Origin of the sequence: Colwellia maritima (genome assembly GCF_022669015.1) — a bacterium.
GTDB lineage: Bacteria > Pseudomonadota > Gammaproteobacteria > Enterobacterales > Alteromonadaceae > Colwellia > Colwellia maritima.
Map to the genome: position 1 here is coordinate 158,444 of NZ_JAKKSL010000006.1, position 15,011 is coordinate 173,454.

Sequence of the window (15,011 nt, forward strand, 5' to 3'; positions counted from 1 at the left end):
CCTTTCTTTGTTCAACTAGAGTAAATAAATGTGATGAATTTAACTTTCTTCTTTAATGATGTTCATTGCCATTTGAGCTAAAGGCTCAACAAAAGCGCCGACTTTATTAGCATTTTTATTAGAAGCATTCCCTTGTGAGGCACGTTTTGCAACACCCTGCGCAATAGCGGCTAATCTAAAAAAACTAAACGCAAGGTAGAAGGTCCAGTTGTCTATTTTAGTTATATCCATACGTTGGCAATAACTAGCAATGTATTCTTCTTCTGTGGGTATGCCTAAACTCGCACGGTCTATACCTTGTAAGCCATCAATACCTCCCATGCCTTGAGGCATTCTCAATTGCATACACTGATAAGCTAAATCTGCAAATGGATGACCTAACGTGGAAAGTTCCCAATCGAGCACGGCAATAATTTCGGCGTTATCTTTGGCAAACATCATATTGTCTAAACGAAAATCACCATGCACCAAACAAACACGTCCATCATCATCTGGTAAGTGAATCGCTAACCAGTCGCTAAGTTCATCCATGGCGGGTATTTTTTGTAGCTCTGTTATACGATATTGCTCTGTCCAACGGGCAAGTTGTCGCTCAAAATAATTACCTGGTTTAGCATAATCATCCAACCCACAAGCCTTGATATCTACGCTATGAAGCGCAACAAGCACTTTATTCATAGCGTCATACATTTGGCTTCTTAAATCATTTGTCGCAACCTCTGTTAATGAAGGGCTCCAATAAACCTTGCCATCACAAAACTCCATTAAGTAGAACATTGCACCGGTAACGGCTAAATCGGTACACAAATGAAAAACCTTTGCGACGGGTACATTTGAGTCTTTAAGTGCGTCAAGCACTCTATATTCTCGGTCTACCGCATGTGCCGATTTTAGTAACTTACCCGCAGGTTGACTGCGTAAAACATACACACCCGATTCAGCTGTGACTTTAAAGGTTGGGTTTGACTGCCCCCCTGAAAATTTTTCTAATGTTATCGGTCCAACAAACCCTGCTATGTTTGCTTCTAGATAAGTTGTTAACTTGTTATTATCAATAGGTAATATTTGCGACATTTGTCATTTCTCTCACTAAAAGATACGACTCATTTAAGATATCGAACTTATTATTTTTTCGTAAATACAATTAATTAGAAAAATGTAGTCACGCTGTAATTTTTTTTACTAAATCTCTACCCAATTGCATCATATGCACTTGATCTGGGCCATCAGCTAAACGTAATGTTCTTTGTCCTGCATAAGCATGGGCTAAAAAGGTATCTTGGCTAACCCCTGCGGCTCCATAACACTGGATAGCTCGGTCAATCACATCAAGAGACATACTCGGTGCCACGATCTTAATCATCGCAATAAGATCTTTAGCTGCCTTATTCCCTTCGGTGTCCATTTTTTGTGCCGCTTTCAAGGTCATCAAGCGTGCTTGTTCAATTTGGCAGGCTGATTTTGCGATATCTTCACGAATGGATTGTTGTTTGATCATTGGACGACCAAAAACTATGCGCTCATTGACACGTTTACACATCAAATCGAGTGCACGTTGAGCAACGCCAATAGAGCGCATACAGTGATGTATACGCCCAGGGCCTAAACGGCCTTGCGCTATTTCGAAACCTTTTCCTTCACCCATGATAATATTTGCTATAGGTACACGAACATTCTCAAATGTGATTTCAGCATGTCCTTCTGGGGCATCGTCATAGCCAAATACTTTCATTGGGCGAACCATAGTGACGCCAGGTGTATTCATTGGTACTAGCACTTGAGATTGCTGAATATAACGATTTTCATTAGTTGGAGCTGTTTTACCCATAACAATCATAATTTCACATTGCTTACGACATGCACCACTAATATAGAATTTTCTGCCATTGATAACATACTCATTACCGTCACGCTCAATGCTCAGTTCAATATTGGTAGCGTCACTTGAGGCAACTTCTGGTTCTGTCATGGCAAAAGCAGAGCGAATTTTTCCTTCAAGTAACGGTTCTAACCACTTTTTCTTCTGCATTTCATTACCGTATTTTGCTAATACTTCCATATTACCAGTATCAGGTGCAGCGCAATTAAACACTTCTGGAGCCCACATAACCTGCCCCATAACTTCAGCTAGAGGTGCGTACTCTAAGTTAGTTAACCCTGCACTGTATTTTCCATAACTGACAGGTAAAAAAAGGTTCCATAAACCTTCAGCCTTGGCTTTCGCTTTAAGCTCTTCCATTAATGGTGGTGTTGACCATGGATCTTGCGCTACTTGTTGATGCATTTGTTCTTCAACAGGAAAAACATAGCGGTTCATAAAATCGGTTACACGTTCGATTAGATTTTGTACTTTTTCGGTATACTCAAAATTCATGTGATTATCCTTAAATGTCCTTACTGGACTTACAATTAACTGTGTTTAGACCCTTTGTTGGACTGAAGTCCAACCTACATAGAGCATTACATTCGATGTAGGACGTAACTTATTTCGCGTTAACTTAAGCTTGTTAAAGCTTCTTTATTAAAGGGCGCTATTTCATCTTCTTTTTGCTCTTTGATTTTGTTGACCCAGTTAGGGTCAACCAATAACGCACGACCAATAGCTACCAAGTCAAATTCTTCATTATTTAATCGTTCTAATAAACCATCGATACCTGTTGGGTTTGATGTACCACTTAAATCCATACTACCTTCACCAGTAAAGTCACTATCTAAACCAACGCTACCCACCGTTATAGTAGGTTTATTTGTTAACTTTTTAGTCCAAACTGACTAAGTTAAGATCTGACCCATCAAATTCCGGCAACCAAAAACGGCGAGTACTCGCATGAAATATATCGACGCCTGCATCACTGAGTAAGCCTAAGAAGTGTGCTAGTTCTTCTGGATTTTGACAAAGCTTTGCGTTGTAATCTTGTTGTTTCCACTGAGAGAATCTAAAAATAATTGGGAAATTTTCACCTACAGCAGCGCGAATGGCTTTAACAATTTCTACACCAAAACGAGTACGATTTTCCAGAGAACCACCGTAACCATCTGTGCGTTGATTGGTGCCTTCCCAGAAAAATTGATCAACTAAATAACCATGAGCGCCATGTACTTCAATGGCATCAAACCCTATATTTTTGGCATCAAGTGCTGCTTGTGCAAACGATGCAACCACCTCATCAATATCAGCTTGACTCATGGCAACACCATTAGGTGCGCCTGGTTTATACAGTCCTGATGGGCTATAGGTCAGGTATAGATTGATCAGGGCCTATGCCTTCTTTTCTTACTGAGCCTACATGCCAAAGTTGCGGAGCAATTTTTCCGCCACTTTATGTACTTCTTCAACAACATTTTTCCAACCTGCTAGGGCTTTGTCACCATAAATGGCCGGCACGCGTTCATAACCATTAGCTGCTTTATGCGAGATGAATGTACCTTCAGTAATAATTAACCCCACATCTCCTTCCGCTCTTCTACGGTAATAATCAGCTACGTCTTGTGTTGGGATATACTCGGGTGAAAAAGTTCGAGTCATAGGCGCCATGACTGTGCGGTTTTTTAACGTTAAGCCTGTCGTGACAAACGATTCAAATAATTTGTTTAACTTACTATTACTCATTTTATTTCCTAAATGTTATCTGCTATGCCATTGAGTGAATGCTTGGCTTAATTCAATTTTTATGATTTTGCCTGATAGGGTTAACCTATCAAGTAACCACCATCTACATTAATTGCGGTACCTGTGGTGTAGCTAGATGCGTTTGATACTAGGTACAATACGGTACCTGCCATTTCATCGGGTTGCGCAACACGTTTCATTGGTACGTGATGCATCAATTGTTCAAGAATCTTGGGATTGTTCACCAAGGTCGAGGCAAATTTGGTATCAGTTCCACCGGGTAGTAACGCATTAACACGAATATTGAACTGCGCACATTCTTTAGCAAATGCTTTGGTCATTGAAATTACGGCTGCTTTAGTTATTGAGTAAATACCTTGATAATCGCCAGGGATAACACCATTTATAGAGGCAACATTCACTATTGCTCCGCCATCATTTTCTTTCATTAATTTAGCGCCAGTGGTTGACATAAAAAAATACCCGCGAATATTTACATCCACTGTTTTTTGAAAAGCATTTAAATCGGTATCAAGTATGTGGCCAAAATAGGGATTTGCCGCTGCGTTGTTCACTAAAATGTCTAATCTGCCGTGCTGTGATGAAATTTGCTCAAAAATAGACTCTATTTGTTCCATTTCACCAATATGGCAAGCAATTGCTTGAGCACTTCCACCCGCTTCAATAATACTGTCGACTACGGTTTGACAGTCGTCGACTTTACGGCCGGAAACAATAACGTGGGCACCTTGTTGTGCCAATAATTTTGCAATACTTTCACCAATACCTCGACTAGCGCCAGTAACCAAAGCAATTTTTCCCGTTAAATCAAATAATGTACTGTTCATTTAAAAACTCCCGCTTTATATTAGTTTTTTTGATTACCTGTAGGTTACCCAATCTTCACCTGCAAGTGTTAGATGGCTATAATTATTTAGGTAATCAATAGATAATTTGTTTTCTGAAAAAAGTATCTTAGTAACACTGGTATTACGTGTTTGTTGGTTTATAACTAATGTTTTCTCATCTGATAACCCTAATAGATATTGGATGATTACTGCGATCACGCCACCTGATGTAAAAATACAGGTCTCTTTGGAAACTCGATTTCTATTCAAGGCGCTTCTTGTATTTATTTCTTGAGCAATAACATCATGTAAGGCGCTGACACAGCGCTTTTTAAATTGAGTCCAACTCTCTTTGTAATCATCGTCATACTTACCGCATACCCATTGTTCAAGGGCAAGTGAAAACTCTTTCTGAAATATTTTATTTGCATCAGTTTTATCACCAATAGAGGCTGCCATGTCAGCAAAACTTTTCCATCTGGGATCGTAACAAGTTAACAGTTCAACGTGATTAAACTCATTGAAACCGGAATGAAGCGTTACAGCGCTATCTTGGGTTTGGTAGCCTTGTAAAAAATGCTCTAACGTTTGTCCATGACGTAACAAATCACCGGCGTATAATTTGTTTGGCGTTGGCATAGATTGCCAATGTTTACCTAACAAATGCGATTGCGCTCTACCTTTATCTGACAATTGATCATAATCAGCTTTTCCAAAAGAGGCTTGTCCGTGACGAATAAGATAGATGGCAGCCATTTAGTTATACCATCACAATAAAGCACAGTTGTTTCATAGTATTGACACTTGTTGTTAACATCATATATTTATCGCTCACTCTGTTGATTACCTGTTGAAAAAACTAATTTACTAGCGTACTGAATAATCCTATTCCTTTTAAATTAATTAAACAAATGAATAGTTGTAATAACCAATTATTCACTATACGAATAGTATAAATTGGATTTAGCACACTTTAGTCAAGCAGCTTTATAGATAAAAAGCCTTACAAAAGGATTTTAAAAGAGTTTTTCTTATGAATAAGCTATAGAATGCTATCGTTTGTTCAATTGAGTACCCACTTACCACCGTGACCGCTAGTGGTAATTCCTGTGAGCCTATTTGAAGTCTTAGCCATTATGCGTTTAAGTACTTTTTCTTCGTCTACTACTTCTGTAACAGGGTCTTGAGCAGATAATGTTGTAATGCTCAATACAATGACTTCTGATACAAGCAATAACGGCTTAAAAATTTACCTAAAACTAAAAGCGTATTTATTTAATCAAATAGCGTAGCTAAAGATGGTGACATACTCTGATCAAAACATAGGCTATTTGACTATCCTAGGATCAAGCTATAAATTAAGCAAAAGAATAGTTTTAATAACTAACTATTCTTTATAAGAATAAATAAGAGGGTAAAATGAAAATAGATTTAAATTTATTTGTGGTGTTCGAGGCCATTTATTGTGAAGGGAATATAACTAAGGCAGCATCAGCACTGAACTTATCACAACCGGTTAGCCATTCATTAAGTAAACTTCGTGATTATTTTGATGACCCACTGTTTGTTCGCCAAGGAAATGAAATGCGCCCAAGCGCTGTAGCGAATAACGTTATTACTGAGGTACGTGAAGCATTACGCCAATTACAAGTTTGTTTAGTCCAATCAAAGCAATTTGAACCCTTGACCTCCCGCAAGCACTTTACAATATCTTTGCACGCAGCGTTAGAAGCGTCTTATTTACCCCCGCTTATGCAGATGATCAATAGAGCTGCGCCTTTAGTTAATATTCAAAGCAGTCGTCGAGTTAACCGTAATGAATTAGAAAACAAGCTCGCTAGCGGTGATATTGATCTGGCCATCGATGCGCTATTACCTGTAAGTGACAATATTTTACATACGCAATTAGAAAAAAGTAAATTAGTGGTTGTTGCACGTAAAGATCATCCTGATATTAATTCAGCGCTCGATTTAGAGCTCTATCTTGCTCAAGACCACGTACTCGTATCATCACGATCTGTAGGTACCAGTATTGAAGACTTTGAATTAGCACGCCTTGGATTACATCGTAAAATTGGTTTGAGATGCCAACATACTTTTTCAGCATGCAGTGTCATTACTGGAAACAATATGTTGCTTACTACCACAGAAACAACGGCAAAAATGTATACGGAATTACTTAACTTGAATATTTATCCATTACCCGTTGATTTACCTGAGCTTGATGTGCACCTATATTGGCACCGTAATTTAGACTTTGAACCTGCCAATAAGTGGCTGAGAAATAAATTAATCCAAACAACTACGGATCTTTAAAACCGATATTTTACCAAATTAGTTAAATAAAAAAGGGGAAATTGAAAATCAATTCCCCCTCTGAATACTTGTACATTTATCTTAGTTTACACAGATAAACTGATCTATCTCTTCATTTTTTCTGGCACTTTTAAAATAAATGCTCTAGAAGCACCCTGATTATTTTGAAAAGTATCAAGTGATAAATAACTGATGCCGTCTGGAACAACGATAGTAAAGGTGACTTCAGAGGCAGTATTTGCCTTCAGCCGCCATTGCGTTTGTTGATCCTTTTCCTTAAATTTAGCGCCATCAAGTGTTCTAAATTCTACTCTTGCATCATCAAATTTTATCCCCTCAAAACGTAAAGTCATTACAATTTGATTCGGGTTTCCTTCAGGTTTAATATGGTAATAGGTGTTAATACCTGACGCGCGTTTATTAATAGGTGGCGCGCCACCAAGCCATATATCTGTCCTTTTATTATCCACCGTTGGTGCAAACACTGACGTTCCCTGTTTATTATCAAGAGCAATCGATTTTGCCTTTGTAGTTAAATCTGCCGCAACTGCTATTGGCACTGATTTATGCTGAGGTAGCGATGTTTTATCATCAGCGTTTTCACAGCCAGAAAGCAATATCAAAAACAATAGAACACTAAAAACGAGCGAGAGTGGATAAACACTACTGTGCCTATCCCCCACGCTTTTTTTCTGTTGTAACGTTAAAATCATAAGTTAAATAGCAGGTCTTGCTAGTTCAACTTTGAAACCACATTGACTTCCGTTTAAAATAGTTTCAGGGTTACTTGACTGTAATTTTAAAGAATATTTCTTTCCGCCTACTACATCTGCGGCGGCATAGTACTTATCAGTATCTGGGCCATTGTAATTCCAGAATATTGCATTTTCGCCATCTTCATCACGTAACGAAAAATAGGTGGTTTGTTCACTCATAGGATGGCCTAATTTATTTTCTGCACCAACTAACATTCTACCTGTGTAGTTTGAAGTAAACGTAAATCGACGTTCCATCCCTAAACCATTTTGAGCATTTGCACCTGGTAAGTTTCGATTGATACAAAATGTAGGTGAATTTGGTGTAAGTATCGCTGCAGACTCACCACTAGCGGGTTCACTTACCTCTGCTAAAGTTAAGTTAATATAGAGTTTTTCTAGATCATCTGCACCTACATCAGCCTTCCCTTTATTAGCTTCGGCTGAAATAGCAGGATCTGCTGCCGTACCTGCAGGCATTATACCAAATGGGTTACTTGTTTTAATGTTATGTTCAGCCATTAACTCGGTAACATCATTGCTAACATCTGGGTTAGCCTCAAGATAATAATTTAAAAATGGGTAAATTGTTGCAGAGTGCATACCCGTTTTAATTTTAGTTACTGCATCAAAAAATTCAGAAATACCTTTACCTGGCAAAGTTCCAATTCCGTACATTAACGTCACAATTGATGACTCAGAATAAAACCCGATTACAGTGCTATCTAAGTTTTTATTTTTTAAATCCCAAAGCCAAAAACCATCGGTTTGCTGACTACCACTTACATCACAGTAATACTGACTGCCTGATAATAATCCACCAATAGCAGTACCATAGCCTTCACCGTAAGCTAAACTGGCATCTTTAAAGGCGTTATCACCATGATCACCACCTGGGCTGTCAGAATAGGACAATTTGTCTTGTAAATAGTGACCTAATTCATGACCTATTACACCTTGGTCAAATTCATCCGTATCAGAATCAGCTTTACCCAAAATGTATAAGCCTGGCATTAAACCTGATGCGCTATAATGAGACGTGCCTATTTGGCCTATAGCTTTATCACCCGATGCACCTATGTTTTTACCTGACCAATAAACATTCAACACAGGCATGCTGATATTAGCATTGATTTTTTCTAAAGCGTCAGCTGCCGACTTCATGGTACGAAGAATAGCAAAAGGTGCTGATTCTCTTTGATCATCACTAATTAAATCACCATCATTATTAAAACCAACTTTGGCAAGGAAATCGTGGCTATTATCTGAACCTGGTTCTGCGAGTGTGGTAAATTGAGGAGAAACCAATTGATATAACTTTCTCGGTGTTGTAGAGCTTGTATTGTCACGAATCGAGAATTCATATTCTGGACCAACATCAGCTGTAGTACGCGTTTTCTTTATTTCTGCTTTAACAATAACACTGACTTTAGTTGCTTCAGGCACATCACTAAATTCGTAATAACCTTCTGAGTTCGTTACTACCGTCGCTATGACAGCGCTATTTTCGTCTACCAAGTTAACCGTAACACCGGCTACATTAAATACTTCAAGATCATCACTGTAGTAGGTATGTGCAGAACTTACACTTGAATCGATAGCGGGCGCTTGTGCTTGTACATACCCATAAACATAGCTTGTGCCGATAGCTTTTTCAGCTGTGGCTACCACCGATTTAGCACTTTTATTTACTGATGAAACAGACGAGAAGTCCCATGAGCCAGGAGCTACAACAGTCATGGTTGTGGTATCTTCAATTCTACCATTATCTGATATAACAAGATCTGCTTCACCCACGGGTTGGGCAGGACAGCTAGCATACATGATGCTTTTCTTTGAATCTTCATTAGTGTCTGCGAATGCTTGTAAATTATAAATCCCACAAGGCTCACCGCCTAAAGTAACGTCCATTTTCATTGATAAGTTGGTACCAACAATATCAAAAGTTGACTTTTCAAATGCTTCAATAACCGTTAACGCTTCAAAGTTATTACTGTCAGGATGATCAGCATCAACGTATTCTACTTGCGATGCAAATGGTGCTAAAACAACGCCATTAAAGAAGATATCCAAATCTTCGTCTGATCCTAAGTAAGGATCAATTCTCGGATTGTAAAACATATTTTCAAGGGCTTCAAAGTAGTAATCACGCACTCTGTCTGTAGTAAATAAGCCATTATTTGCCATATCATAATATAATTCTTCTATGACTTCATCGGCAGTAGTACCTGCTTCATAATCATTTTGAAGTTGTGACAATGCGGCTAAAACTAAGCCGTAATTACCGCGCTCTGTTCCATCCATATAATCTACATTCAAATCTAATGGTACAACAGTCGATATATCTACGTCTTTTAAACCAAAAGAATAAGCTACGTTTTCTGAAATCTGAGCATAATCGTCTGGGGTTAAATCGTAATAATCCACTAAACGTGCGGCAATTTCAGTCAGTGGGGTCACTGTGGCGGTAAATTCTGATGAGCTAATATTAACATACGATCTCAGTGTACCCGGTGTCATTGTTTCTCCGGTTGCTTCATCAACGTAAGTTCCGCCAGAACATTGAACAACAGTCAAACCACCGTTGGTTCGATGTCTTCAAAAACACCAACACCTTCAGTTGTACTTACTGGACCAAAGAAATTGGCTCATATTGTTATAAGGGTCGTGTAAGGTACACGATCCGCCATCAACAGAAGCAAGGATAAAGTTCACGCTACCTTCTTTTGGCGCGCTACCGTCCTCGTCACCACAACCACTGATCAGTGTTGTCAGTATTAAGGCAGCTAAAGACTTGTATTTAATGGTCTTACTCCTTGCCTTTTGTCTATCTATCTTAGTTGTCATTATAACTCCATTTTAAAAACAGGTAATTTAAGGGGGGAACATCTAATAATAGCCATGATTCATTTCATCGGCTATTACAAACAGATGTTGTTATTATATCAGTACGCTAGTGCACGCTAAGTAAGGTGTTGTAAGGGAAATAGCCTATTTGTAAGCTTTTGTAAGCAGCATTAAGGGGGATAGATAAATATCATTTAATCCCTTAAATATTATTAAAAAACCTACAGGTAAATTTTGCACCTGATGTGAGGTTATTTTCAACAGTTAATTGGCCATTCATTCGATTACAGGCTGCTTTAGCTATAGCAAGCCCAAGACCTAACCCACCCGTTTTACGACTTCGACTGACGTCTATTCGAGAAAAGGGGATAAATATCATGTCAAAATATTCTTTTGGAATACCATCACCATCATCTTCAACAGACAATTCAGTGTAGTCCTCAAATGAGTTTAAGGAAATAATAATTTTACTTTTACTATGAATAGCTGCATTTTTTAATAAATTATCAACTAATAATCTCAAATATGCGGGATTAGTAGTAAGGTTTAATAGGGCATTAATTTGGCGAATTACCTCACGATTTTCTTCACATTTAGTTACCTGTATTCTGGACTCAATAAAGGCATCTAATTTTATTTCTTGATATAAAGAAACGCCATCATCGTCTTTGATTGAGTTTAATTTTGAAAAATCAACAACCTGGCTTATTAATTCATTAATATCATCGATGTATGTCTCAATATTGCCAAGTAATGCCATTTGTTTTTCATTGTTATTGTTTTGACTTAATAAGCCTACTGCGAGTTGAATTCTACTTAACGGCGTGCGGACTTCGTGGGGTACTGCTTGGGCAAACACTTGATTTTCATTTACCATATCGCTAATTGCGCTAGCCATAGAGTTAAAACTAGACGCTAGTTCATCTATTGGTTTTGTAAACGGGTCATTAGCTCTGACACTTAAATCACCCGAGCCAAATTGGTGTTGAATTCGAATTAAATTCTCAATTTGACGCTTTATTATGGAGACCGGCCAATAGATAGCGATGGCAATGGTAATAAAAATAATCATTAATTGAGTAACATCTTCAATATCATGAAATGATAATTCGCTAAAAAAACCTTTGTCTTCATGCTTTTCTAATTCTGCAAAATTAAATATATTCGTTTCAAAAATCACAAGCCAAGCATTAATATCCGGCAGTTTATAAACAGCAAACCACTGATTGGCAGTATTCCTAAAAACGTCCACCTCGCCCGAATGAGCGACATACTCACACACTTCACAAGGAGGCTCTTTTCTAAGTAACATTTTCCAACTAATTAAATGCCCTTCCACTTTATGCACCGTTTCATTTAAATCTTTCAAAGGTGTATTTGGCACAATTTTTTCTTCTTTTAATAATCCCGCATAAATATTATCAGTAAACGCCACATAATCATCAATAGCACCTTGTACATGAATCTGATTTATAACAAAAATGGAAATAGTGCCACTAAAAATCATTGCTATTGCAATGGTGAGATATAAGCGGCTAAAAAGTGAAAGTGAAGGTAATCTACCCATTTAATAACATATACCCTTTGTTTCTTACTGTGGTGATCATTTTGTAAGGTGCTTTAGCATCGTTAATTTTTTTTCTAAGCCCACTAATTCTCATATCAATTGATCGGTTGCTAAAATCATAAACTATTCCTCGTAAAGCTTGACAACAATCATCCCTAGAAACGGTTTTACCTATATTTTTCTCTAATATAACTAGCATCTCATATTCTGCCGGTTAAGTTTAATTCAATTCCATCAAAGGTTACTTGTTGATTATCCAAGTTGATATTTAGCCTACTATGTTTGGTTTTAACCGACTTAACTTGTTGAGATTGTACTCTTCGCATCAATGCACCTATTCTTGCAACAAGTACATGTGGCTTTAATGGCTTTGTCAAAAAGTCATCTGCGCCCAACTTAAGTAAGCTAATTTCACTAACATCGTCATTGCATGCAGTTAACACTATAATAGCACCAAAATAAAAATTTCTGGCTTGCTTACAAATTTCAATACCAGACAATCCCGGCAGCATTAAGTCTAATATAATTAAATCAGGTGCGTAACTCTGTATAGCCGATATTGCTGTTGAACCGTCATTGATGACCTTTGTATCAAATCCCTCTACTTCTAGGTACATTGCCGTTAAACGCGATATTTCTGCATCATCTTCAATAATCAGAATTTTGGTTTTTTCCATACCTTTCCAGTCGTCATTTTATCTATATTGCTCATTGTATATTTGATGGAAGTGATTTGTAACCTCTATTAGTCACTAAGCGATAGTAAAATGAAAAAGCCTAATACACTGCGTTATTAGGCTTCAAGCTATCAAATTGACTATTTATTGTGACCGATGGTTAGAATGGACCAGTGGTTAAATCCGGTGTATGCCAGAAGCTTTTCCAAATATTGTTGCCATGCAAATAATAGATATCATTACCATGAAAAATTGCACGATCATCCCGCCCAGAAATATAGACTTCAGCTGATGAGCTAGTAGAATAAACAGGTTTAACACTGCCAATTTCTACTAAGCTTGAATCAGCAGTGCTTCCTGTCACTTCAATCAGTTGTAATGAATTATCTAGACTCCACACATCAGTTTTATCGCCTGTTTTCAGATCAACCACGGTATCCGTTAGCCATCGTTCAACAGGTAAGCCAAAACGATAGGTATTCTCGGCTGTTTTTAAATAAGTCAGCGCATGATAATCAAATTCAACGGGTGTATAGCCATTTTCATAAACTACCGATTGAATTTCTCGTGGCGCATTTATATTACTGACATCAAATAAACTAATTTTAGCCCCTTCAATAATAGGTGTGCTTTCATCACTTTCGTTAATTGCATCTTCTGTAAACACCATACGATTGGGATCAACATTTTGACCTATACCTACCAGAAGACTGTCTGATAATGGATGTAAATAAGAAGAATACCCAGGAATCTCAAGGGCACCACTAATTTTTAACTGCTCTTTATCCGTTAGGTCAATAACATAAAGGGGATCTGTATTTAAGAAGGTAACAATATAAGCTTTGTCATCGAAGAAGCGTACTGACTTAATATCTTCTTGAACTATACCTTCTTTGTTTAATTTTCCTATTTTTTCAGGGTATGTCGCATTAGGTAGTTGTGCAACCAGTTTCAGTTCATTGCCTATCGCACTTAAAACGTTCAGGTGATGGTCATATCCATTCCATCGATCGCCTTGGGTAGTTACCACACGTAAGTCATCACCTTTTTCACTGAACCTTAAATTTGATAATTGCCAATTGAAGCGACCATCAAGTACGCCCGATGCGACATAATCAATATTCTGTCCTGCAATCGAAAACTTATGAATAATAGACGTTTCAATTGATTTGTCATTTTCATATTGATAGTCAGTACCATACAGATACACTGACGTTGGCGTAGCGTAAAGACCTGAAACTTGTGTATTAATACAAATAGAAGAAAGACTGTCTGGTTTAGTTAAATCAATCGTAGTTAAAGTAACGATACCGTTAAAACCATCTTTTTCGGTTGTTTCCGCGGGTAGAAAACAATTAGCAGGATCAACTAAACTTTTGCTATTTCCTTGGGCATCAGTAAATTGAGGTAAAAAATGACTGATATTGGATAAAAAGACTTTTTTATAATTATCTAACTTATCAGCTTCCGACTGAGCATAAGGTAAGCCTTCAATATAAGGGGAAAAGCTACTCACTATATACAAAACATCATCAACACGTCGGCTATCAATAATAGCCCCTTCCATTGTATAAGAGGTAGAAATTGACGGAGTGGTTTTATTACTGACATCCACTAATGACAGGTTGAATTTTTGTTCCATCGGAAAAAACATATCCGATACAATGGATGTGGCTGCCATTGTACTGTAGATAGAATAATTATTGATATTTGACAACACAGCCAGTTTATCTTTATTCAAATATAAACTTTTTATTGAAGAGGCTTCATTGCTAACGACTGTTGTCGATAATTCGCTCAGTTCACCTTGAGTGTCGCGTTGTAAAATACGAATTGAGGTTTGAGGCGAAGGTGCCTCTTCGGCAATAGTTTGTCGCTGATAATATTGATAATTGGCGATATACATATACTCGCCGTCATATTTTATTCTGTCGCCTTCGTCAACACCGGCTTCTTGCGTGATAGTTGTTGAATAACCACTTTGCTTACCTGTAGAATCACTGACAGCTGAATTTGATTCAAGTGTTGAGGTATTAGCATCAACCGATTGAAAAATGTCACTTTGTTGAGCGCTATTCAAATAAACACCATTTTTTAAGTGCTGCTCAAAATCACTCGCATTAACAGCTTTTAAAGGAGTAAGCGCCATCGACATTGCATTGAGTGAAGGGACTTCTTTGAGCTCTTCAATAGATACTGCAGTCTCGTCTGTTTTTGAATCACTACCGCAACCAACGAGTAATAACAGAGAACCTAGTAGTAATAATATTTTGTCCAACATTTCTTTCTCCATTTTATAAAAACTAAATCAAATAAAGTAAAATTACTGATAGTAAACAATACGCTTAAATTCTGTTTATACTGTTGTTAAATGCAATCAAATGTAATTTG

The 15,011-nt window shown here is 37.6% G+C and carries 14 protein-coding genes and 1 pseudogene; 1 reads left to right on the forward strand and 14 read right to left on the reverse strand.

What is annotated here, in order from left to right; genetic code table 11:
• Positions 1–39: 39 nt before the first annotated feature.
• The 7 genes and pseudogenes from L3081_RS23325 to L3081_RS23355 form a co-directional block, all read right to left on the reverse strand.
• On the reverse strand, positions 40–1,074 hold the full coding sequence (locus L3081_RS23325) for a phosphotransferase family protein (protein ID WP_242288676.1): 1,035 nt from the start codon (positions 1,072–1,074) through the stop codon (positions 40–42).
• 88 nt (positions 1,075–1,162) lie between these two features.
• Positions 1,163–2,374, reverse strand: a complete 1,212-nt coding sequence (locus tag L3081_RS23330; protein WP_242288678.1) for an acyl-CoA dehydrogenase family protein — start codon at positions 2,372–2,374, stop codon at positions 1,163–1,165.
• A 119-nt stretch (positions 2,375–2,493) separates the two neighbouring features.
• A complete protein-coding gene (locus tag L3081_RS23335) occupies positions 2,494–2,730 on the reverse strand; it encodes a beta/alpha barrel domain-containing protein (protein ID WP_242288680.1) in 237 nt (78 codons plus the stop codon).
• 28 nt (positions 2,731–2,758) lie between these two features.
• Positions 2,759–3,610 (reverse strand): annotated as a pseudogene (locus L3081_RS23340) (oxidoreductase).
• A gap of 80 nt (positions 3,611–3,690) precedes the next feature.
• Positions 3,691–4,458 (reverse strand): SDR family oxidoreductase, encoded by a 768-nt coding sequence (locus tag L3081_RS23345; protein WP_242288682.1) that lies wholly within the window; start codon positions 4,456–4,458, stop codon positions 3,691–3,693.
• A gap of 33 nt (positions 4,459–4,491) precedes the next feature.
• Positions 4,492–5,214: a histidine phosphatase family protein gene (locus L3081_RS23350; RefSeq protein WP_242288684.1), complete on the reverse strand. Its 723-nt coding sequence runs from the start codon at positions 5,212–5,214 to the stop codon at positions 4,492–4,494.
• 307 nt (positions 5,215–5,521) lie between these two features.
• Positions 5,522–5,692, reverse strand: a complete 171-nt coding sequence (locus L3081_RS23355; protein WP_242288686.1) for a hypothetical protein — start codon at positions 5,690–5,692, stop codon at positions 5,522–5,524.
• Between the two features lie 185 nt (positions 5,693–5,877).
• Here L3081_RS23355 and L3081_RS23360 point away from each other — a divergent pair, with 185 nt between their 5' ends.
• Complete coding sequence (locus L3081_RS23360; protein WP_242288688.1) at positions 5,878–6,774, forward strand: LysR family transcriptional regulator; 897 nt, start codon at positions 5,878–5,880, stop codon at positions 6,772–6,774.
• 104 nt (positions 6,775–6,878) lie between these two features.
• On the opposite strand, the gene L3081_RS23365 is transcribed toward L3081_RS23360, so the two are convergent.
• The 7 genes from L3081_RS23365 to L3081_RS23395 all read right to left on the reverse strand — a co-directional run bounded on the left by L3081_RS23365 (position 6,879) and on the right by L3081_RS23395 (position 14,901).
• Positions 6,879–7,487: a hypothetical protein gene (locus L3081_RS23365; RefSeq protein WP_242288689.1), complete on the reverse strand. Its 609-nt coding sequence runs from the start codon at positions 7,485–7,487 to the stop codon at positions 6,879–6,881.
• Positions 7,488–7,490: 3 nt separating this feature from the next.
• Positions 7,491–10,106, reverse strand: a complete 2,616-nt coding sequence (locus tag L3081_RS23370; RefSeq protein WP_242288691.1) for an SdrD B-like domain-containing protein — start codon at positions 10,104–10,106, stop codon at positions 7,491–7,493.
• Between the two features lie 39 nt (positions 10,107–10,145).
• On the reverse strand, positions 10,146–10,376 hold the full coding sequence (locus L3081_RS23375; RefSeq protein WP_242288692.1) for a hypothetical protein: 231 nt from the start codon (positions 10,374–10,376) through the stop codon (positions 10,146–10,148).
• Between the two features lie 202 nt (positions 10,377–10,578).
• Positions 10,579–11,943, reverse strand: a complete 1,365-nt coding sequence (locus tag L3081_RS23380) for a sensor histidine kinase (protein ID WP_242288694.1) — start codon at positions 11,941–11,943, stop codon at positions 10,579–10,581.
• Positions 11,936–12,142: a winged helix-turn-helix domain-containing protein gene (locus L3081_RS23385; protein WP_242288696.1), complete on the reverse strand. Its 207-nt coding sequence runs from the start codon at positions 12,140–12,142 to the stop codon at positions 11,936–11,938. The genes L3081_RS23380 and L3081_RS23385 overlap by 8 nt, the downstream gene beginning before the upstream one ends.
• 1 nt (position 12,143) lies before the next feature.
• Entirely contained in the window at positions 12,144–12,620 is a 477-nt protein-coding gene (locus tag L3081_RS23390) for a response regulator transcription factor (RefSeq protein WP_242288698.1), read from the reverse strand.
• A 160-nt stretch (positions 12,621–12,780) separates the two neighbouring features.
• A complete protein-coding gene (locus tag L3081_RS23395; protein ID WP_242288700.1) occupies positions 12,781–14,901 on the reverse strand; it encodes a beta-propeller domain-containing protein in 2,121 nt (706 codons plus the stop codon).
• Positions 14,902–15,011: the final 110 nt, after the last annotated feature.